The sequence below is a fragment of the Rhodoglobus sp. genome, from assembly GCF_053580035.1.
The window spans coordinates 108,409-126,701 of the sequence record NZ_JBMDVL010000001.1 but is presented as its reverse complement, the minus strand read 5'-3'; the positions used below and the strand labels follow the sequence as shown (position 1 = coordinate 126,701).

At 57.9% G+C, this 18,293-nt stretch carries 16 protein-coding genes; 2 read left to right on the top strand and 14 right to left on the bottom strand.

The annotated features are described in order from the left end of the window. Positions 1 to 3: 3 nt before the first annotated feature. The 13 genes from ftsZ to ACOH1Z_RS00560 all read right to left on the bottom strand — a co-directional run bounded on the left by ftsZ (position 4) and on the right by ACOH1Z_RS00560 (position 14,976). A complete protein-coding gene (gene ftsZ, locus ACOH1Z_RS00620; RefSeq protein ID WP_449646574.1) occupies positions 4 to 1,161 on the bottom strand; it encodes a cell division protein FtsZ in 1,158 nt (385 codons plus the stop codon). A 254-nt stretch (positions 1,162 to 1,415) separates the two neighbouring features. After that, positions 1,416 to 2,498: an FtsQ-type POTRA domain-containing protein gene (locus ACOH1Z_RS00615; RefSeq protein ID WP_449646573.1), complete on the bottom strand. Its 1,083-nt coding sequence runs from the start codon at positions 2,496 to 2,498 to the stop codon at positions 1,416 to 1,418. Continuing rightward, positions 2,485 to 3,933: a UDP-N-acetylmuramate--L-alanine ligase gene (gene murC, locus ACOH1Z_RS00610; RefSeq protein WP_449646572.1), complete on the bottom strand. Its 1,449-nt coding sequence runs from the start codon at positions 3,931 to 3,933 to the stop codon at positions 2,485 to 2,487. The genes ACOH1Z_RS00615 and murC overlap by 14 nt, the downstream gene beginning before the upstream one ends. After that, the gene (locus ACOH1Z_RS00605; protein ID WP_449646571.1) at positions 3,930 to 5,024 is read right to left on the bottom strand and encodes a UDP-N-acetylglucosamine--N-acetylmuramyl-(pentapeptide) pyrophosphoryl-undecaprenol N-acetylglucosamine transferase; all 1,095 of its coding nucleotides are present in this window, start codon (positions 5,022 to 5,024) and stop codon (positions 3,930 to 3,932) included. The genes murC and ACOH1Z_RS00605 overlap by 4 nt, the downstream gene beginning before the upstream one ends. Then, a complete protein-coding gene (gene ftsW, locus ACOH1Z_RS00600) occupies positions 5,021 to 6,466 on the bottom strand; it encodes a putative lipid II flippase FtsW (protein ID WP_449646570.1) in 1,446 nt (481 codons plus the stop codon). The genes ACOH1Z_RS00605 and ftsW overlap by 4 nt, the downstream gene beginning before the upstream one ends. Beyond that, positions 6,423 to 7,949, bottom strand: coding sequence for a UDP-N-acetylmuramoyl-L-alanine--D-glutamate ligase (gene murD / locus ACOH1Z_RS00595; RefSeq protein ID WP_449646569.1), 1,527 nt, complete (start codon positions 7,947 to 7,949; stop codon positions 6,423 to 6,425). Before murD ends, ftsW begins: the two co-directional genes overlap by 44 nt. A 2-nt stretch (positions 7,950 to 7,951) precedes the next feature. Beyond that, entirely contained in the window at positions 7,952 to 9,049 is a 1,098-nt protein-coding gene (gene mraY / locus ACOH1Z_RS00590) for a phospho-N-acetylmuramoyl-pentapeptide-transferase (RefSeq protein ID WP_449646568.1), read from the bottom strand. Next, complete coding sequence (locus tag ACOH1Z_RS00585; RefSeq protein WP_449646567.1) at positions 9,046 to 10,449, bottom strand: UDP-N-acetylmuramoyl-tripeptide--D-alanyl-D-alanine ligase; 1,404 nt, start codon at positions 10,447 to 10,449, stop codon at positions 9,046 to 9,048. The genes mraY and ACOH1Z_RS00585 overlap by 4 nt, the downstream gene beginning before the upstream one ends. A 36-nt stretch (positions 10,450 to 10,485) precedes the next feature. After that, positions 10,486 to 12,147, bottom strand: a complete 1,662-nt coding sequence (locus ACOH1Z_RS00580) for a peptidoglycan D,D-transpeptidase FtsI family protein (RefSeq protein ID WP_449646566.1) — start codon at positions 12,145 to 12,147, stop codon at positions 10,486 to 10,488. A 100-nt stretch (positions 12,148 to 12,247) separates the two neighbouring features. Further along, a complete protein-coding gene (gene ftsL, locus ACOH1Z_RS00575; RefSeq protein WP_449646565.1) occupies positions 12,248 to 12,868 on the bottom strand; it encodes a cell division protein FtsL in 621 nt (206 codons plus the stop codon). Further along, positions 12,865 to 13,818 (bottom strand): 16S rRNA (cytosine(1402)-N(4))-methyltransferase RsmH, encoded by a 954-nt coding sequence (gene rsmH, locus ACOH1Z_RS00570; RefSeq protein WP_449646564.1) that lies wholly within the window; start codon positions 13,816 to 13,818, stop codon positions 12,865 to 12,867. The genes ftsL and rsmH overlap by 4 nt, the downstream gene beginning before the upstream one ends. A gap of 98 nt (positions 13,819 to 13,916) precedes the next feature. After that, positions 13,917 to 14,348, bottom strand: coding sequence for a division/cell wall cluster transcriptional repressor MraZ (gene mraZ, locus ACOH1Z_RS00565; protein WP_449646563.1), 432 nt, complete (start codon positions 14,346 to 14,348; stop codon positions 13,917 to 13,919). Between the two features lie 244 nt (positions 14,349 to 14,592). Continuing rightward, entirely contained in the window at positions 14,593 to 14,976 is a 384-nt protein-coding gene (locus tag ACOH1Z_RS00560) for an SCO2097 family morphological protein (RefSeq protein WP_449646562.1), read from the bottom strand. A gap of 73 nt (positions 14,977 to 15,049) precedes the next feature. Here ACOH1Z_RS00560 and ACOH1Z_RS00555 point away from each other — a divergent pair, with 73 nt between their 5' ends. Further along, a complete protein-coding gene (locus ACOH1Z_RS00555) occupies positions 15,050 to 16,168 on the top strand; it encodes a polyprenyl synthetase family protein (RefSeq protein WP_449646561.1) in 1,119 nt (372 codons plus the stop codon). Positions 16,169 to 16,223: 55 nt separating this feature from the next. Here ACOH1Z_RS00555 and ACOH1Z_RS00550 read toward each other — a convergent pair whose 3' ends face one another. Further along, a complete protein-coding gene (locus tag ACOH1Z_RS00550) occupies positions 16,224 to 16,565 on the bottom strand; it encodes an Rv2175c family DNA-binding protein (RefSeq protein ID WP_449646560.1) in 342 nt (113 codons plus the stop codon). 338 nt (positions 16,566 to 16,903) lie between these two features. On the opposite strand from ACOH1Z_RS00550, the gene ACOH1Z_RS00545 reads away from it, so the two are divergent. Further along, on the top strand, positions 16,904 to 18,253 hold the full coding sequence (locus tag ACOH1Z_RS00545; RefSeq protein WP_449648169.1) for a LysM peptidoglycan-binding domain-containing protein: 1,350 nt from the start codon (positions 16,904 to 16,906) through the stop codon (positions 18,251 to 18,253). The last annotated feature ends 40 nt before the right edge of the window (positions 18,254 to 18,293 follow it).

Genomic DNA, 18,293 nt, shown 5'->3' with positions numbered 1-18,293 from the left:
TTCCTACTTCAAGAAGTCAGGAACGTCGAGATCGTTGTCGTTCTCAGCGTCGTCGTCAAAACTACGGTCGATCGTGGCCGCGGGGACGACACTCGGCTGCGACTTCCAGTCGGTGTCTTTCTCGGCCGACTTTTCTGCGGCAGAGATGTGCTCCGCTGGCGCTTCAGGAACGACGTAGTTCGTGCGGCGCCCCTCGACAGGCTTAGCCGATGGCTCTCCCCCGTCAAAACCCGCAGCGATAACGGTGACGCGCACTTCATCGCCGAGAGTGTCGTCGATTACGGCACCGAAAATGATGTTCGCTTCTGGATGCACAGCCTCTTGCACGAGGCGTGCCGCATCGTTGATCTCGAAAATTCCGAGGTTCGATCCGCCCTGAATCGACAAAAGCACACCGTGTGCTCCATCGATGCTGGCTTCAAGCAGCGGGGATGCCACTGCAAGCTCAGCCGCTTTTATGGCCCGGTCGGCCCCGCGTGAAGAACCGATTCCCATCAGCGCAGAACCCGCGCCCTGCATCACTGACTTGACGTCAGCGAAGTCCAGGTTAATGAGACCCGGTGTCGTGATGAGGTCGGTGATGCCTTGAACACCGGCAAGGAGTACCTGGTCGGCGGTCGTAAAGGCTTCAAGCATGCTGATGCCACGATCGCTGATCTCGAGGAGACGATCGTTGGGCACGACGATGAGGGTGTCGACCTCGTTTTTGAGGGTTTCAACGCCAATTTCTGCCTGCGACGAACGGCGCTTGCCCTCAAAGCCGAATGGCTTCGTGACGACACCGATAGTGAGTGCGCCGATCGACTTGGCGATTCTTGCAACTACGGGTGCGCCACCGGTTCCGGTTCCGCCACCCTCACCTGCTGTAACGAACACCATGTCGGCGCCAGCAAGCGCTTCTTCGATTTCTTCTGCGTGGTCCTCTGCAGCACGTCGGCCAACCTCTGGATCGGCTCCTGCACCGAGTCCACGAGTCAGTTCGCGACCGACGTCTAGCTTGACGTCGGCGTCGCTCATAAGCAGTGCTTGGGCGTCGGTATTGATCGCAATGAACTCGACGCCTCGCAGGCCGAGCTCGATCATTCGGTTGACGGCGTTAACTCCGCCGCCACCGATGCCGACTACCTTGATGACTGCGAGGTAGTTCTGGTTTGATGTCACGTTCGGCCTCCACTGGAAACTATCAACCTCGACTTGAGGTTTAAAGTTATGCTCAGTATGTATTTCTTTTGTTGAGAATATGCGGACACAGAGCAACAAAGATGCACCGCTTACCGCGTGTCGGAAAGTGTTCGAACAATTAGCAGAAATTGCCGCAAAAGGCCCCGAGAAACCAAGCGAATCTGCGGCCCAGCTGGTGCACGACTCCTAATGAATCCGCGCTGATGGTGACCTCACGCCCACCTCTCGAACGGCTAGCTCGGTCGGAAGATTCCGTTGCTCGGAGCAGAGACGTCGAACTCGCCCGCCCGTCCAGCATCCGTGATCGAAATCAGAGATGCCAAGAGCACGGCCTTCTTAGCTGAATCACCGGCACTCCCCCAGACAACTCGTTGCCCAACACCAGCAAGCACAAAGGACACATCATCTTTCGTCGTTGCCGATGCACTAGTGACTTGCGCCCTCAGATCAGGCGGGAGCGAGAGCAGAACTTCAGTGACGGCAGCAAAGGCCGGACTTGAGGTGTCCGCTCCCCCGGTATCGATGAGGGGAACCCCCTCGATGCGCTCAGCAGATTCCTGAATAGTGATGCCCGCAGGATCAACCATGCGAAAAACGCCGTCAACGCTGATCGAACCGATCGGTTCGCGCTCGACAATATGAACGAGAAGCGTGTCGGGAGGAACAATCTCGGTGACGTAGCTACGAATCAGCGGAAACACTGAAAGCTCTTTAGTGATGGCATCAAAGTCGAGTAGCGCTAGAGGGGTACCCTCTTGCGTCTCGACTGCAGTCTGGATTTCCGCCGGGTCAATACGGTTGGTGCCATCAACCACGACAGTGCGGAGCGCCAGAATCGGCGAGAACACTGCCACCGCGATGAGACCAAGAAGGGTGGCGACTATTCCAGCGACCGAGAGAAGCACAAATTTGCGAGTGCGTGCTCGCCGAGTGAAACGGCGCAGCTCGGCTCGCTCGGCCCTCTTTCGCGCTCGCGCAGCCTGGCGAAGTTGCTTCTTTGCCAGAGCATCCGGACTTGGCTCACGGCCGTGCAGCTTAGGGCGCGGCGCTCGTTCGATTCGAGGAGAGGAAGGCCCTTCTCGGCTGGACGCCTGTGACGCCTGTGACGCCCGTGACGCCCGTGTCGCCTGTGATGGCTTCGTCGCGCCGGCCGCGCCGGTGGGATTGCGAACTTGCGGAGTAGCGCTAGGGGATTTTTTGGGCGTGGCCGCGTTTTCCTTCGACTGTTGCGCCGGAGTTCCCCGTTTGCGCCGCGGTTTTGCGCTCGACGTCGTCGACTCCGGAGAAGGCTTATCGAAACCCTCAGGCCTCTTCACTCGGCACCTGATCTGCCACAGACGGCGTCCGGTCGTCTGACGATCGATGATCGCCTATTGCCGCGACAAGCTGCGGAATAATCCGATAAACGTCACCACAACTGAGAGTCATCACGATGTCTCCCTCAGCGGCCAATTCAGCTACGCGCTCTGCTGCCAATTGCCAATCCGGGACAAAATCAACACGACTCGAATCCGCGAATTTTGACGAAACTAACTCGCCAGTGACACCTGGGATCGGATCTTCGCGAGCCCCGAAAACGTCAAGCACGACGGTATGGTCAGCAAGTCGCTCATAAACTTCGGCAAACTCATTCGCCATGTCGCGCGTGCGGCTGAACAAATGGGGTTGATGAACGGCAATGAGCTTGCCGCTACCCAGCACGCTCCGCGCTCCGCTGAGCGCTGCTTCGACCTCCGTGGGGTGATGGGCGTAGTCGTCGTAGACACTGACGCCATCCACAACAGCATGCAGTTCGAAACGTCGTTGAGTTCCCGCAAACGTAGACACCGCATCAATCGCGGCCCCGAGTTCGAAACCGAGCCCGACAAGCACAGCGATGGCGCCTGTCGCATTCACCGCATTGTGACGACCAGGAACAGACAACTGCACGCGCTCTTCGCGACCGTCGACGACGATAGTGAACGCGATGGGCCCCTCATCGGTCAACGAGTGCATGCGAATGGTGGCGTCGGCCGCTTCACCAAACGTGACGATGTTCTTGTGGGCCAACCGTTGTGTGACCCTGATCGCGCCCACATCATCACTCGACACCACAACAGCCTCGGTCGCACGAGACGCAAATGTCACAAACGCATCATCAAAAGCTTCGTGTGAGCCATAGTGATCCAAGTGATCAGCATCAACGTTAGTAATCAACGCAATCGCCGTTGAGTACAGCAAAAATGAGCCGTCAGATTCGTCGGCTTCCACGACAAAGAGATTGTCTGTTCCCAGACCAGAACTCGCGTCAAGGCCCTGAATAACACCGCCGTTGACAAAGCTGGGGGAAGCGCCAAGTTCGCGAAGACCAGTAATGATCATTCCCGTTGATGTTGTTTTGCCGTGCGCCCCAGCAACAGCAACAAGCCGAGTATCACCAATCAGCCACGCCAAAGCTTGAGAGCGGTGCAATACCGGAATCCCGCGCTCGATAGCCGAAAGGTACTCCGGATTATCTGGCCACAACGCACCCGTGTAGACCAAGGCATCCGCATCGCCCAGATGACGGGCATCGTGGCCAATATGGATCGTCGCGCCCTCCGACCTCAACGCGTCGATATTCGCGTTTGTCGCACGGTCAGATCCGGTAACAGTGATTCCCGCATCCAAAAACAATTGAGCAATACCGCTCATGCCCGCGCCACCAATACCCACAAAGTGGGCAGAGGTCAGTGCACCGGGCAACGGCATGGTCAAATCGGGAAAGATCATGATGTCAATGGTAGATCGCGACCGAGCGCCCGATCGACGAGTTCGAGCATCCGATCAGTTCCATCGAGTGAACCAATGGTCGATGCTCGCGCCGCCATGTCTGCGATGAGAGCCCGCTTGCGCAGCATGGGCACCAATTCACTCGTCACCCAACGATTCGTGAATTGGGAGTCCGCGACCACAACAGCAGCCCCCGCATCTACAGCTGTGCGGGCGTTGGACTTTTGCTCGCCGTTTCCGACCGGGTACGGAACATAGATGGCGGGGATTCCCAGGCCGGTCAATTCCGCGACAGTCGATGTCCCCGCGCGAGCAATTGCCAAGTCGGCCGCGGCCAAAGCCAACTCCATCCGATCGCAATACTTCACGACGACATAGCCAGGAAGTCGCGGATCCTCAACAACGTCCCGGTACTCGCCGGTGATATGGAGAACCTGCCATCCCGCACCCAGTATTCGAGTCACCGAAGCAGCAACAGTGTCGTTGAGACGCTTAGCACCGGACGAACCGCCAGTAACGAGCAGCGTGGCTTTGTGCGGGTCGAGTCCGAAAAAATCATCAGCTTCGGCGCGAGCTGCAAAACGGTTTAGCGACTCAATCTCAGCGCGAAGCGGCATCCCGACCACGACACCGCCCCGGATAGGGGTTCGGTCGAACGCCGTACCCACAAAGGGCGTAAAAAACGAACCGAGGCGGTTGGCCATGCCCGGCCTGCTGTTGGCCTCGTGAATGACAAGCGGAATCTTTGCCTTACGGGCCCCTAAATATGCCGGGGCCGCAACATAACCGCCGAAGCCAACAACGACGTCCACACCGCGCTCGGTTATGAGCTCAGCGACATGATCGATAGTTTCGCGCAGCCGACGGGGAAAATCCAGAGCAGCCCTATTCGGCCGACGCGGGAATGGAAGCTTGTCGATTGTCAGGAGTTCGAAACCGCGCTCAGGGACTAGCCGAGCCTCAAGACCTTCCTCAGTGCCGAGCACGAGAACTTCAGCCTTCGGTTCGCGAACACGAATTCGTTCCGCTACCGCAAGGAGCGGATTCACATGGCCCGCTGTGCCGCCGCCAGCAAGTAAATAGGTGGTCATCGGCGTCCTCGTGCTCGATCGGCTGCGAGCATGCGTGAGCGATCAGCAGCAGTCTGGGTTGGCGGCGTTGGGGCCGGGGTGGTGCGCGGCTCAGGCTTGTTACCTGCTCGAGCAAATGACAGCACGATTCCGATCGCCAGAAGCGTCGCGATCAAGGCTGAGCCACCGGTTGAGATCAGGGGCAACGGGACGCCGAGAACGGGAAGCACTCCCAGCACCACAGCAAAGTTGACGAAGGCCTGACCGACCGTCCACACCATTACTCCGGCGGTAGCAATCCGCACAAAGCTGTCGTTTGTCGAACGAATGATCCTGATGAAAGCAATCGCCAGCACCACAAAAAGAAGGAGAACTACGGTCGCACCGATGAGTCCAAGTTCTTCACCAATAATGGCGAAGATATAGTCATTGTCCGCGTGCGGAAGCCAACCACGTTTAGCAACCGAATTGCCAAGACCGGTGCCAAAAATTCCACCGCCAGCAAGAGCCCAATACGCGTGGTCAATTTGCCAGCATGCATCCTGATAGTCGAGATCAGTGCATCCGTTGAGCCAAACTCCAATGCGCGAGCTTCGGGAACTGCTCGTACCGGCGAAGAGCAGCGCACCCACAGCCACTCCCAAAACGCCAACGGCGAGGAATCGCAGGCGGACCCCGGCAAAGAAGAAGCAGCCGAACACGATGAGCAGCATGATCGATGCTGTTCCCAAGTCGTTGCCGATCAGAACGAAACCGATTGCCGCACCCGCAACCGGCCCCACCGGTAGGAGCACATGACGCCAATCGGTGAGCAGATCCTGCTTCGTTGACAAGACCCAGGCAACCCAAATGATCACAGCAACTTTAACGAATTCCGAGGGTTGCGCCGTAAACGAGCCCAATCGGATCCAGTTCTGGTTTCCGCCATAGCCATAGCCGATACCAGGAACGAAGACGAGGAGCTGAAGTACCCCACCAAACACAAGACCGGGCCACGCCCAGCGTTTCCAAAAGCCAACAGGCGCCCGGGAAGAAATCAGCATGAGTGGCACACCGATGAGGGCAAACATTCCTTGACGCAGGAAGCGACCAAAGAACCCTTCGTCTGCGGTGAAAGACTCCACCGAAGACGAGGACAGAACCATGACTAGCCCGAAAATCACCAGAAAGAGTGTTGTGCCGAGCAGGAGGAAAAAGTTGCTCGACTGCGCGGAAAAAATGCGTTTCACGGGTACGCGAGCGGAGACTGGCGCATCAGAGTCTTTACTGGCGGATGCAGTGATGCCTTCGGATCCCACCGCTGCGCTTGGACGCGCGTAGGCTGCGGCAGCAGCAAGAGTGCGAGCGGCACGCGATGGTGATCCTGCTGCGGGAGTTTTTCGTTGTTGCGACTTCTGCTGGGGCGGAATCGGCGCAGCGCTACTCGGACGCTGGGGGCGCTGCGGGGGCGTCGGTGGTGTCATCGTCGCTCCCTCCTACTCGGTCACGCACAGCAGCGATAAATTGTTCGCCGCGATCGGTATAGCTGATGAATTGATCCATGGATGCCGCTGCCGGCGCCAGGAGGACGGTGTCACCATCGGTCGCGATTCCGTGCGCCATCTCAACGACGCGCGGCATCACGTGTTCAGTGTCAGTCGAGTCAACCTCGAAGACGGGAATCTGGGGCGCGTGTCGCGCGAATGCCGCGAGGATTGCCAGCCTGTCGGTGCCGATGATGATGGCCGCCTTGAGTCGTTTGGCGTGCTGGTTCACAAGCGGGGCGATATCCACGCCCTTGAGTAGTCCCCCGACAATCCACACCACGGACTCAACGGCGGAAAGCGACGCACTTGCCGCGTGCATGTTCGTTGCTTTGGAGTCGTTGATCCACGAGACTCCTCCGCTGATGAGAACAACCTCGTTGCGGTGAGCGTCGACCTGGAAACTAGCAACTCCTGCGCGAAGCGCTTCGATGCTGATACCCGCAGCCCTAGTAAGCGCGCTGGCTGCCAAAATGTTGGCGAGCATGTGAGGTGCCGCTAGGTTCCGTTGACGAAGTTCGTCAAGAGTGAAGAGCTCGACCGCAACATTGTGGCGGTCCTCATGGAACGCGCGTTCTGCGAGAAGATCGCTAACGATGCCGAAGTCGCTTGGCCCTGGGCTATCGAGGCCGAAGCCGATCGCTCGACATCCCTCAATGACGTCAGCTTCCTCCACCATCTCTTGAGTGGCAAGTACGGCACGGTTATAGACCGCGGCGATCTTGGTATTCGAATACACGGTTGCTTTCGCCTGAGCGTAGGCATCCCGTGAGCCGTGCCAATCAAGATGGTCATCGGCGAGGTTGAGACACACGCTTGCCAGTGGTGAGATCGCTCCAACACCGTGTCGTGGCATCCCGTGAAGTTGAAAACTCGAGAGTTCTACAACGAGGAAATCGAATCCGTCGGGATAGCGGATCGCGTCAAGTACCGGAATGCCGATATTTCCGACCGCGCCAGCCCTGAACCCGGCGGTCGACAGGATGTGAGCTGTTAATTGAGCCGTGGTTGTTTTGCCGTTCGTTCCCGTTATGGCGATCCACTCGGCGGGCGTTCCTGTCTTGTCTCGCAGCCGCCACGCAAGTTCGATCTCTGTCCACATGGGCACATCGGCAGTGCGACACCACTCGAGCAGTGGGTGATCAAGCGGATAGCCAGGCGACACGATAACCACGTCTGGCCGGTGCGAGGAGAGAGCTGAGACCTGAGTATGAGGCGATCCTCCGAGCGTGAGTGCTGCGCCAACTACCTTCGCCATTTCGACACGGTTTTCGGATGCCGTGTCTGCGATAACGAGCACGTCGGCTTTCAGTTCGGTGAGGGTATCCGCCGCGGAGAAACCGGTGGCTCCCAGACCGAGTACTGCGACCTTGAGGCCGCTCCATTCTGAGTTCCAGCTGGTGAGAGTTTCGAGATCGCGCACAGCTACTGGTTAATCCATTCGAGGTAGAAGAGGCCGACGCCGGCGGCAACGAAGAGGGCGGCGATTAGCCAGAAGCGCACGACGACCGTGACTTCTGCCCAGCCTTTGAGTTCAAAGTGATGGTGCAGCGGACTCATCAAGAAGATTCGTTTACCACCGGTGATCTTGAAGTACACCCGTTGAAGGATCACTGAACCGGTGACGATAAGGAAGAGGCCTCCGATGAGAACGAGCAGCAACTCGGTGCGACTCATGATGGCGAGCGCGGCAAGCGCACCGCCGAGTCCCAGCGAGCCGGTGTCGCCCATGAATACCTGAGCCGGGGAGGTGTTCCACCAAAGGAATCCGATGAGCGCTCCAGCGATTGCCGCAGCGATGATGGCGAGATCTAGTGGGTCACGAACGTCGTAGCACTTGTAGAGCACTTCGCGGTCGATTCCAATGTTGCTACATGACTGATTATTCTGCCAGAAGCCGATGACAATGTAGGAGGAGATCGCGAAGATTGCTGATCCAGTGGCGAGTCCATCGAGACCATCCGCTACGTTTACTCCGTTAGAAGCGCTCACGATGATGAGAGTCACCCAAATCGCGAACAATATCCCACCGGCGACGACGCCGAACGTCGCGAGATCCAGCCAAGTGATATCCCGAACTGCGGAAATCATTGTGGATGCCGGTGTGAGTCCTCCCGGATCAGGGAAGTTGAGCGCGAGAGCGGCAAAACCGGCTGCAACTATTACCTGTCCGGCCACTTTCGACCAACCGCCGAGTCCGAGACTGCGCTGCTTGCGGGTCTTCAAAAAGTCGTCGAGAAAACCGATCAGACCCAATCCGACCATGAGGTAGATCACGAGAAGACCCGAAAGCGTGACAGTTTCCTGGGCTACCCAGTGACCGACAAAGTAGCCGGCGGTCGAGCCAATGATGAAGACGATTCCGCCCATCGTGGGCGTTCCACGTTTGGTGTGGTGGCTCTCAGGACCATCGTCCCGAATGAATTGACCCCATTTGAGTCGCACAAATAGGCGAATGAACAGTGGCGTCAGCAGGAGGGTGAACATGAGCGAGAAACCCGCTGCTATGAGGAGGGCAATCATGCCGTTACACCCGCGATCCGGTCACCCAGGTGCCGAAGGCCAGCAGAGTTCGACGATTTCACCAGCACAACATCGCCCTCTCGCAGTTCTTCACGCAGCACAGCGTATGCCTCTTCGACGCTATCCACGAGTACCGACTCTCCATCCCACGAACCTTCGAGACCGGCAGCGTTGTGGATGTGGCGGGCGGCGTGGCCAACAACAATCAGCTTCTGCACGTTCAAGCGCACGATGAGTCGCCCGATGCGATCGTGTTCTTCGTTGGCATAGTCGCCTAACTCGGCAATCTCCCCAAGCACTGCGACGGATCTGTTTTTCGGGCCAACGACCTGCACGAGTGTCTTCAAAGCCGCCGCCATGGAATCGGGGCTCGCGTTGTAGGCGTCGTTGATCACGGTGATGCCACCGGGACCAGCGAGCAGTTCCATGCGCCAACGCTCGGCTCGTTCGATCGACTCAAGTGCGGTCGCTGAACTCTGAGGGTCAATGCCAAGGGCTCGCGCTGCTGTAATCGAAGCAAGGGCATTCGTGACGTGGTGTTCACCAAGGATCCGCAACTGCACCGGGATGGTGTCGTCACCGATATGAAGATCAAATGCGGTGCCGCGAGCGGTCGCCTCGATTTCGTCAGCCCAGACATCCGCGCTTGCGTCGAGCCCAAAGGAACTAACGGCAGCCTCGGTTAGCGCGCCCATCGCTTTAACTCGACCGTCGTCGTAGTTGAGAACGGCTGTTGCCTCCGGCGGCAGCCCGGTCACCATTTCGGACTTTGCGATGGCAGTCGTCGCCGCATCGCCAAACTTTCCGATGTGAGCAAGCCCAACTATGAGCACGATTCCGACGTCGGGCATCACGATCGATTGCAGTCGGGTGATGTCGCCGACACCGTCTGCACCCATTTCTACAACGAGGTACTTGGTTTCGTGCGTCACGCCAAGCATGGTGATCGGTGCACCAACGTCGTTGTTGAATGAGCCCTGAGGTGCAACAGTCTCACCCTGACGTTCGAGGATGCTCCGCAGCATGTTCTTCGTTGTGGTCTTGCCATTTGACCCTGTGACGGCAACAACCTTCAAATCTCCTTTAGCGCGAACGCGAGCGACGACAGTGCGGGCGAGTGCCTGGAGTGCGTGCACTCCGTTAGCGACAATGATCTGCGCGACATCCAGGTCAAGGGGGTATTCGGCAACGACCAGTTCAGCGCCGTTGGCAACCGCGCTGGCGGCAAAGAGGTGCCCGTCTGTTGTCTCTCCCCGAAGCGCAAAAAACACCGATCCCGCTGTGCTCAACCGCGAGTCCGTTTGCACGGCTACAGCCGGCAACTGACGGTATCCGGTTGCCGAGTCAACAAGGGTTCCACCTACGGCGGTGGCAATCTCGGCGATAGTCAGTTCGATCACGTGGTGTGCTCCAGGTTGGGTGAACGCGCGGAAAACTTACCAGCGCAATGGCAGATCCGGTCCCGCAGTTCCCGACGGAGTAACACGGTAGGTGGTAAGCGTCTGGGCCATAATGTCTCGGAATGTCGATGCAATAGCGCCCGAATAGATGGTATCTGGGATACCGGCGGTCGCGATCACAACGTACTCAGGATTGTCTGCTGGAGCGATCCCAGCGTAGGAGATAACGACTTTGTCGCCATAGCCGCCGTTCTCGGCGACCTGCGCTGTTCCGCTCTTGACTGCTACTCGATATCCGGGAATCTGCAGGTTCGGAGCTGATCCGCTCGAGCTATAAACCATTTCCATCATCTGAAGAGTCTGCTCAGATGCTTCTTTCGAGATAACTCGAACTCCGTCGGCCGAAGGCGTATCCGTGACACTGCCGTCTGGCCAGTAGCAGCCTTCGACGATCGATGGTGGAATCCGAACGCCGTCGTTGCCGAGTGCCTGGTAAGCACTAGCCATCTGGATAGATGTCACGCTCAGACCCTGGCCGAATTGCACGGTGTAGTTGGTACGCGCATCCCAGTTATTCGCTTCGTACAGGGTGCCACTCGACTCACCGTTGAAATCGATACCCGTCTCTTCTCCGAGGCCGAATGCCTGCAAGTAGTCGTGGCGAGCCGAAGCCTTGAGCAAATCGGTGTACTGAGCGATTGCGGTGTTCGAGGACTCAACGAGTGCACCGGCGAGAGTCAGTCGCTGGTCGGCGTGATAAAACGAGTCACTAATGACGCCGCCACCATTGGCAAGCTCAAGTGCGTATGGCGAAACCACTTGCGTGCGTTGATTTGCCGCTCCGGAATCGATGAGCGATGCAGCGGTAAGGGCTTTCACCGTGGAACCTGGCTCGTAGGGGGTACTGAATGCACGGGAGCCGAGATCTCCCACATCAGAAAGGTTGACGTTGTTGGGGTCTACGGTCGGCCAATCACTTACCGCCATGAGGTGTCCGTCACTGACGCGCATGACCACTCCGGTTGCCCAAGTAGCACCAAGCGCTTCTGCTGTCTGCGCCATCCGCTGCTGCACATAGAACTGCAGATCTCGATCAATGGTCAGTTTGAGAGTGCCGCCGTCTTTTTGTTCGAGAATGTCTACCGAGCTACCTGGCAGCGCAACCCCATCTTCTCCACGGGCATAGCTCGCTTCGCCATCCTGGCTCGCTAGGCACTCATCCTCGGTCAGTTCGAGCCCCGCTTGCGCACCATCGGTACCGATGAACCCGACGAGATTGCCGGCAACTTCGCCGTTGGGGTAGCTACGGTCTGGGCGCAGTTCGTAGTACAGCCAAGCGATATCGAGTTTGGCTACCGCTTGGTACTGCTCGAGCGTGATTCCTTTTGCCAAATACTCGAAGTCGGAGTCCGGGTTCTCAAGGATCATCGTCAGCAACGCCGCGGGGTCTCCCCCAATCAGCTCGGTGATTTTGGTGAGATCTTCTAGAACGACGACAGACGCGTTCTCCCTTAAGAGAGTCACCCGCGGTGAGATCACAATGTCGAAGCGTTCGACGCTGTCGGCAAGAACGGCTCCGCGCGTGTCAACGATGTCTCCACGCGTTCCGTAGGTCACTCGGGTCAGCGTGCGTTTCGTATCTGCTTCTGCAGACAACGTCTCAGCTTGAACAACCTGAAGGTCTATGAGCCGGATCATGAAAACTGCGCTCAACGCGAGAATCGTAAAAACAACAAACGTGATTCTGGCACGTGTCGAGCGCGGCTTCATCGGTTCTCCCCCGGTGTGATTGGTTCAATCATCGCGTGACAGGCGCGGGAATCGCGTTATTAGCGACCTCTGGCGCGGCGGTGGATGCAGAAGCAGTCGATGAACTCGAAACCGTTGCTGCCGTGGTTGCCGCAGCCGCAGCTGCCGTTGCATCGGCTGCCTTCGCCGCGGCAGCGACCTCTGCACTTACGAGAGGCATTCCGGTGAGCAGGGTGTTGCCAACGAGGCCGCACTTTCCGCCGCAACCGGTGGGGTCCGCACTGCCGGGAAGCTGGAAAACAGAGCCAGTAGCGACGTTGAGCGAATACGGAGTGGAGTTGGGAACCATTCCGAAGCCAGCTGCTTGTGCTGCAAGATTCTGCGAAGACGATTGCAGCGCGAGCGATTCGAGGAGATTCTGCTCGGTGCGGTTCAGAAGCTTCTGCTGGTCTTGCAGCGAATCAATCTGGTAAGCACCCTGAGTAACAACAATGCTCAGCAGCAGTTGGGCTGCGAGGATCACAAACATGCTGGCCACGGTAGCGACAGCATAAAGAGCCCGCGGACGGGCCTTTCGCTGGGCCCGAGTCGTGACGATCTCGATGTGAGACGGTCGCTGACGAGGGGTTGGTTCGTGCTGTGGCTGCGCATAAGCGAGGTTAGTGCTCATGAGATGACTCGCATTCGTTCGATAGCTCGCAGTCGTACGGGCTTGGCGCGGGGGTTGGTTTGTTGTTCTGCGTCACTTGCTTGTTCAGAGCCTCGAACGAGCAGTTTCAATTCGGGCTTGTGTTCGGGAAGCTCGACAGGAAGGCCTGCAGGCGCCGTCGACCGCGACCGTCGTTGAAGTTCACGCTTGACGATGCGGTCTTCGAGCGACTGATATGCCAGCACGACCATTCGGCCGCCGATGTCTAGCGAGTTGATCGCTGCGGGGATTGCGCGTTCGAGAACGGAAAGTTCTTGGTTTACTTCAATGCGGAGGGCTTGGAACACACGTTTTGCGGGGTGCCCAGCCCGCTGAGCGGCTGCGGGAGTAGCCGCGATTACCAGTTCGACTAGTTGCGCCGATGTGGTCAACGGCTGCTGTTCGCGAAATTGCACGATCCGACTCGCAAATCGAGGTGCTAATTTCTCGTCACCGTAGGCGTAGAAGATGCGGCGAAGTTCTAGTTCGCTATAGGTAGCGAGGATGTGCTCGGCCGTTATCGGTGTCGAGACATCCATTCGCATGTCTAGCGGAGCATTTTGAGAATAGGAGAACCCGCGCTCAACTCTGTCGAGTTGGAGCGACGAGACACCGAGGTCGAAGAAGATTCCTTGAGCGCTCGGGAATCCCAGCGAAGCGAGTGCCTGCGGAATCTCGTCGTAGACAGCATGAACAAAGTGCGTGCGGCTAGAGAAAGGCTCAAGCCGACGTCGAGCGATAGCAAGAGCGTCCTCGTCTCTATCAATGCCCACGAGCGTGAGCTCAGGGAACCGCTGGAGGAAAGCCTCAGCGTGTCCGGCCATGCCTAAGGTGCCGTCAACGAGCACGGCGCCTGGTGATTCCAGTGCCGGTGCAAGCAATTCGATCGAACGCTCAAGGAGCACTGGGGTGTGGATGGTGTTATCAGCCATGGTGTACGGGCTAGTTCTCGGAGGCTGATCCCCATCCGATGCGACCTGATATCGGGGAAGAAAATCAGGGCGTTCGGCTGGGAGTCAGCGTCGAAGAGCTAGAAGAGTCCCGGAATCACCTCCTCGGTGGTGTTGACGTAGTCGGCCTCGCTGGCCGCGTAGTAGGTGTTCCAGGCTTCGGTGTCCCAGATTTCAGCGCGGTTGCCTGCACCGATGACGGTGAGGTCACGCCCCAAGCCTGCGTATTCGCGCAGCCCGGCTGGGATGGTGACCCGGTGTTGTTTGTCTGGTGTCTCTTGGTTTGCACCGGAGAGAAAGAGACGAAGAAAGTCTCGCCCTTGCTTGCTTGTTACAGGCGCCTTGCGAATTGCTTCGTGCATTACTTCGAATTCGCGCTGGCTGAAGACGTAGAGGCAGCGCTCTTGTCCACGGGTAACGACCACGCCTGACGCGAGCTCTTCACGAAATTTGGCCGGGAGGATGATGCGGCCCTTGTCATCGAGCTTGGGGGCATAGGTGCCAAGAAACATGGCTACTCCCCCTCATTCTCCGGCCCAGATTTAGGTGTTCTCCACTTTACTCCACTTTCAACCACTTATCTAAGGTTTTTACCCATAAATATCAAAATACCTTGAAAGAAGTCAGTAAACATAAGGGATAAGCAGGTGGAGGAAAATGGAGCAAATTTGGCAGAACGCAGCAAACTGACCCCGTTTAGGGCACAAAAAAAAGGACCAGCCCGAAGGCTGGTCCTAAAAGTGGAGAGGGTTGGAGTTAGCTGCGCCCGTCCTGGCGGCGATCCCAACGACTGTTGATGGTGTCCATGAATGACGCACCACGCTTCGTTGCTCGACGCGATGAAGTGGAGGGCGATGCATCCGCTGCATCTGCGGCGCTCAAACGCGGTGGTGAGACAAACAGAAGCACACCAACGAACATCACAATAAAGCCGAGCACGCCGACAAGGGGCTGCTGGATGATGACTCCCGTGAGGAGGGCAATAATTCCGGCGACACCGACAAGAACGCCGATCACCATCATTCGGTAGTTGGGCTTGCCACGACGAGGGCTGACTGTACTGACGAAATCAGCATCGTTTTGATAGAGGCTGCGCTCCATCTCATCGAGGGCCCGCTGCTCTTGCTCTGAAAGCGGCATTCCGTTCCCCTCTCTATGGGATCCACGGCTAGGCCTCCATAGTACGCCCCGATTCAGTCGCTAGGCTAGACAAGTGCCTGAGAGTAACCAGTTAGTTGACCTTGTCCAGCTGAACGTTGACGAGTTCCTCGCCGAAAAGCGTGCGGAGCTGGACGCGATCGCGCCCGAACTCACTTCCCTGATCGACGTCGGGGGTGATCTACTCTCTGGCGGAAAGCGCTTTCGCGCACTCTTTTGCTACTGGGGCTGGCAATCAGTCGCGGGAATACCTTCGGCAGAAAGCCCTCTAGACGATGACGCTGTTGCAGGCGCATTGCCTGGCGTTCTTATGTCGGCATCGGCGCTAGAGCTCTTTCACGCCGCAGCGCTCGTTCACGACGACATCATGGACCGTTCTGACACTCGACGCGGCGCGCCAGCTGCACACCGTCGCTTTGAGCAAATGCATCGGGATGGCGGCTGGGCCGGCAGCGCAGAAGCGTACGGCCAGTCCTCGGCATTACTCCTCGGCGACCTTCTTCTCGGCTGGAGCGACGAACTTCTTGGACGCGGAATCGCCATGCTTCCTCGACCGGCAGCGCTGGCCGCTCGTCGAGAATTTATGACGATGCGAACTGAGGTAATGGCTGGCCAGTTTCTCGACATCCACGACGAAAGCGCGTGGGCAAGTTATCCCGAGTCTGAAGCGCTAGAGCGGGCACAGCGCGTATTGATCTACAAGTCGGCAAAATACAGCGTCGAAGCTCCGCTTGCCGTCGGCGCAAGTCTGGGCGCGGGAAGCGAAGAACAGATCGACGCGTTGCGAGCATTCGGGCTCCCCCTCGGTGTCGCATTCCAACTTCGGGACGACGTGTTGGGGATATTTGGCGACCCTGAGTTGACCGGTAAACCTGCTGGCGATGATCTTCGTGAAGGAAAACGAACCGCGATCATCGCCATTGCTCGCCAGAAACTCCCGGCAAGCGCCAATTCAATCTTGGATGAACTTCTCGGCGACCCCGATCTCTCGACAGAGCAGGTCAATATGATTCGCTCGACACTTCAGGATTCGGGTGCCGTCGATCAGATTGAAAAAGTAATCGCACGGAATCTCGAGCGCGCCTGCGAATCGATTGAGAACGCGAACCTGGCGCCGACAGCTCGAGCGCGACTTCTTGAGCTAGCGACGGCAGCTACTACTCGCACATCGTAAAAAGATTGTTGCGGCCTCGGAGGAGAACGCCAAGGAGAGCCGTGGTGCCGAACGCCTAGAAGCCGAGAGCTTGGGCGACTCGACGCACTTCGGCTTTTCTGCCGGCTCTCAATGCTTCGACGGGTGAAACACCCAAGCTCGGTTCGGCGTTGAGCAACCAGTTCATCGACTCGTCTGAAGTGAAGCCAGCGTCGCTCAGAACGATGACGGTGCCTTTGAGCTCGCGCAGCGGTGCCCCATCGACGATGAAGACGTCGGGAACTTGCCACACTCCGTCGATCTTGCTCGCAAGTAGAGCGCCTTCTTCAATAAGGCGGCGAACTTGGCTGACCTTCAAGCCGAGCTGCTCGGTGAGGTCAGGAACGGTGAGCCAGTTAATGGTGGGTGATTCAGTCACCCCTTAAGAGTGCCACGGCCGTTGTGGAAAACCTGACAGTTAGCACGGCATATACAGAATATTCACGAGTCGACTTAGATAACTTCAGTCACATTAGCCACACCAGCCACGATGGTTGACACTAGGCACCTTCTGTGACAGCGTTGGCGCCGTGATCTAGGTGATCACCCACACCTTCTCGGGGCCGGGAGCAGGAAGACAAAATGACACATTTCACAATGGACGACACCGACAGTGTTGCTCACACAGTTTTCGCCGGACTAGTTCCCGCGACAACCGACAACGGAGAGCGCGCACGACGACTAGCTCAACAGCGAGCCCGAGCCGGCCGCAATCTCATGAACACGGTTCCCGTAATTCTCGTCGGATCACTCGCTGCAGCTACCTTCAACCTGACCGGTCCAGTCGAGCCCGTCAATGCAGAAACTCCGAACGATCCTGGCCTGTCGACCGAGACGGCAAAGAAGCCGACCCCACGCGCCGCTGCAATCGCAACCGAGGCCGCCGCGACAGTGATTTCACCAGCCCCGGCGAGCTACACCGTCGCTGAAGGAGACACCGTTAGCGACATCGCGTCTCGCTATGGGCTGTCCACAGCATCCGTTCTGGCGCTCAATGGCCTCAGCTGGTCATCAATGATCTTTCCCGGGCAGCAGCTAACGCTCACCAAGGGCGCAGCAGCACCGTTGCCGAGCGTTAGCCACACCAAGACAACCAATGGTCAATACACAATCGTTGCTGGCGACACCATCAGCGGAATCGCCAACAAGTTTGGTGTCTCGACAATTTCGGTGATGTCAGCAAACGGCCTCGGCTGGTCGAGCATCATTTACCCTGGCCAAACCATTCTGATTCCTGGCAACCTCAGTTCACCAAGCGAAGGCGCGCAGGAAGACACTCAGGAATACGACTTCACGACGGATGATGACAGCAACGATGCGTCGGATGCCGCCAGCAGCGCGGTTGACGACTCTGCCGAGAGCACTACCGAAGCTGGTGATCAGACCGAAGACGTTGCCGTCGTTGACGAAGAACCAGCACCAGCACCGGCACCCGCTCCCGTCGCGGAAGCGCCAGCACCAGCACCCGTCGTATCCGGCAGTAGTTATCTGGTTGTATCGGGCGACACAGTTTCAGCAATCGCCAAACGTTTCGGGCTTTCTACCCAAGCGGTACTCGACGCGAACGGGCTGAGCTCCGCAAGCATTATCCACATCGGCGACAAGCTCACGATTCCGTCGTCGAGCGCGGCTCCTGCAAGCAGCGGCGGCAATGTGACCTATCTGACCGCCGAGATGCGTGCAAACGCGCAGGTAGTCATTCAGGTTGGCCGTGATCTGGGAGTTTCCGACTACGGAATCACGATTGCTCTCGCTACGGCGATGCAGGAATCGAGTCTGCGCAATCTCAACTGGGGCGACCGAGACTCAGTCGGGCTGTTCCAGCAGCGGCCCAGCGCCGGGTGGGGCACCGTTACTCAACTCACCACTCCGTCGTACGCCGCACGACTCTTCTATGGCGGACCGAGCAACCCCAACAAGGGCGTGACCCGCGGTCTCCTCGAGATCTCAGGCTGGAAAGACATGAGCCTGACGCGTGCTGCACAGGCAGTTCAGATCTCGGCTTACCCAGATGCATACGCAAAATGGGAGACCTCGGCCCGTTCGTGGCTGCAAGAACTCGGCTAACCTGCCGAACAGCCGTGTCTAGCGGTACTCTCACGGCTCA

Coding starts and splice junctions, on each gene's coding strand:
- ftsW (WP_449646570.1), bottom strand. CDS start 6,466: ATGACACCACCGACGCCCCCGCAGCGCCCCCAGCGTCCGAGTAGCGCT.
- ACOH1Z_RS00580 (WP_449646566.1), bottom strand. CDS start 12,147: ATGATCCGGCTCATAGACCTTCAGGTTGTTCAAGCTGAGACGTTGTCT.
- murC (WP_449646572.1), bottom strand. CDS start 3,933: ATGATCTTTCCCGATTTGACCATGCCGTTGCCCGGTGCACTGACCTCT.
- mraY (WP_449646568.1), bottom strand. CDS start 9,049: ATGATTGCCCTCCTCATAGCAGCGGGTTTCTCGCTCATGTTCACCCTC.
- ACOH1Z_RS00545 (WP_449648169.1), top strand. CDS start 16,904: ATGAACACGGTTCCCGTAATTCTCGTCGGATCACTCGCTGCAGCTACC.
- ACOH1Z_RS00605 (WP_449646571.1), bottom strand. CDS start 5,024: ATGACCACCTATTTACTTGCTGGCGGCGGCACAGCGGGCCATGTGAAT.
- ftsL (WP_449646565.1), bottom strand. CDS start 12,868: ATGAGCACTAACCTCGCTTATGCGCAGCCACAGCACGAACCAACCCCT.
- ACOH1Z_RS00560 (WP_449646562.1), bottom strand. CDS start 14,976: ATGCCGCTTTCAGAGCAAGAGCAGCGGGCCCTCGATGAGATGGAGCGC.
- mraZ (WP_449646563.1), bottom strand. CDS start 14,348: ATGTTTCTTGGCACCTATGCCCCCAAGCTCGATGACAAGGGCCGCATC.
- rsmH (WP_449646564.1), bottom strand. CDS start 13,818: ATGGCTGATAACACCATCCACACCCCAGTGCTCCTTGAGCGTTCGATC.